A 905-nucleotide genomic window follows, 5' to 3' on the forward strand; every position below is an offset into this window, starting at 1 on the left:
TGCAATAAAATAGTAAAATGTTAACGTTTGAATATCTCTAAAGATTCCACCAATAAAAGCAATAGCAGTAAGTATTGCGCCAATAACTCCTAACAAAAAAAGCCAAAAAGTTCTAGCATATGCAATAAATATGGTACCTGTTGTACTTAATACTGCTTGAACTATAGCTGTTGGTGCTAACCATATTAATAAATCACTAATTAATGACCATTTACTATTAAAAAAAATATTAACAAAATCCTTCGAAACAGCAAGTAACCCGATCATCAATGGAGAACAAATTGATNAAATCATAAATAAACATTTTAAGTAATCTGTTTTATTTTTCTCAATATTACTTAAATCTTTTGTAATATGAGGTAAAAATGCTCTAGATATAACAGAGGTTAAACTTTGAACAGGAAATAACATAATTCTATAAGCTAAGGAATAAGCTCCTAAGATAGATGTAGAAAAGAAGCGACCAATAAGAATTGAGTCTAAGTTCCTTGTAAAATAATTTATTAAATTAAATAAAAAAAGATTACCACTAAAGCCTAAAACACCTCTTAATTCCTCTTTATTTACTTTACTCCATAAACTTAATTTTAACTCTGAGAAATATATAACTAAAAAAGAAAACAAAAATGAACTTAACAATATCTGAGCAACTAAGCTATACACTCCATAGTTTAAGTTTGCTAAAAAAATAGCAACAAACAAACCAATTAAACTTGACAATATTTCAATTTTAGCTAAAATATTAAATAGCTGTAATTTCTCAAAATTAGACTTATGAACAATACTACTAGCTATTATAGGAAATGAAAAAGACAATAATAACAACACAGAATATAGTTTTTCCTGTCTAAAATAATGTACCAATAATGGTGTCACTCCTATCACAATTATCATTACAACAAAAC

The 905-nt window shown here is 26.3% G+C and carries 1 protein-coding gene; it reads right to left on the reverse strand.

Annotation, left to right across the window (positions count from 1 at the left end; all coding sequences use genetic code 11):
- Positions 1-894 (reverse strand): oligosaccharide flippase family protein (locus KPC_RS20010; RefSeq protein WP_456049185.1); only part of this gene is annotated, 894 nt, incomplete at its 3' end.
- Positions 895-905: the final 11 nt, after the last annotated feature.

This window comes from Acinetobacter stercoris (assembly GCF_900323515.1).
GTDB lineage: Bacteria > Pseudomonadota > Gammaproteobacteria > Pseudomonadales > Moraxellaceae > Acinetobacter > Acinetobacter stercoris.